At 33.9% G+C, this 892-nt stretch carries 1 protein-coding gene and 1 pseudogene; one reads left to right on the top strand and one right to left on the bottom strand.

All coding sequences use genetic code 11. From position 1 onward, the window contains the following. A partial coding sequence (locus ACRCJ0_RS16125) for a PTS transporter subunit EIIB (RefSeq protein ID WP_431391180.1) occupies positions 1-356 on the bottom strand: 356 nt, incomplete at its 3' end. 333 nt (positions 357-689) lie between these two features. Here ACRCJ0_RS16125 and ACRCJ0_RS16120 point away from each other — a divergent pair. After that, a pseudogene (locus ACRCJ0_RS16120) lies at positions 690-892 on the top strand (alpha/beta hydrolase); the annotation flags it as partial.

Below are 892 nucleotides of genomic sequence, written 5' to 3'. Positions count from 1 at the left end.
GAGATATATTCGAAGACTACTGAAACAGGATTTTTCTGTTTCTTTTCACGGTTGTTGTCTGCAGCTGTTTCTGATGGATCAGCATCTGTTGTGCCACCTGCTTGAACATCTGTATTATTGACAATTTCTGCATAAACCTTTGCTACATTATTACCGATAACCACTTGATATTGGCCACCCTTTGCCTGTGCGGTCAAAATATTTGGATTATTTTTTAATGCTTCCTCATCCACGATTGACTCGTCTTTTAATTGAAATCTTAAACGTGTCGCACAGTGAACTAGGGAGTTTACATTACTTTGACCACCTATGTGGTCCATTACAAATTTTGCAGTTTCTTTATTTTTATCTGCCATACTTTGTTTTCTCCTCTAATATAATTCTGCTATTTACCATTAAAAATGGTAGCCTTTTCATTTGATGGTTTAATCATACATTGTACCCTAATAATTTGTCAAGTAGCGTATACTTAAAATGTGCCCTAAGAAAGTAAAATGCTATCTTTAAAACTATACAATAGGTGATGGATGCGTTATCATATCGATAATATTTTTATGCGCTTTTTACATATATCTCCCCTTTTAGTATGATCATTGCTGGTTCAGGTTTTCTATTATTATTTATCTTACTGACAATTAAAACAGTTTCGATTAAACGAAAAGAAGTTAAAGTAGAAGGAGTTATGCCTCATGAAAATTGATGTTGAAAAAATGCGTGAAGAATTTAAAGAAGGCGATGCTAAAAGAGATGCAGGTCTAGTTGAACCTACATCAATTGAGAAGTTTCGTGATATTTCTTATGGTCCTCATGGTATTGAGAATACTTTGGATGTTTACTATCCAATTGGCACAAGTCAAAAATTACCAACCTTAATTCATATTCATGGGGGTGG

Source organism: Aerococcus sp. L_32, assembly GCF_050689315.1.
Note: the sequence above shows the minus strand (reverse complement) of the source record. Positions and strands in the feature narration are given on the sequence as shown.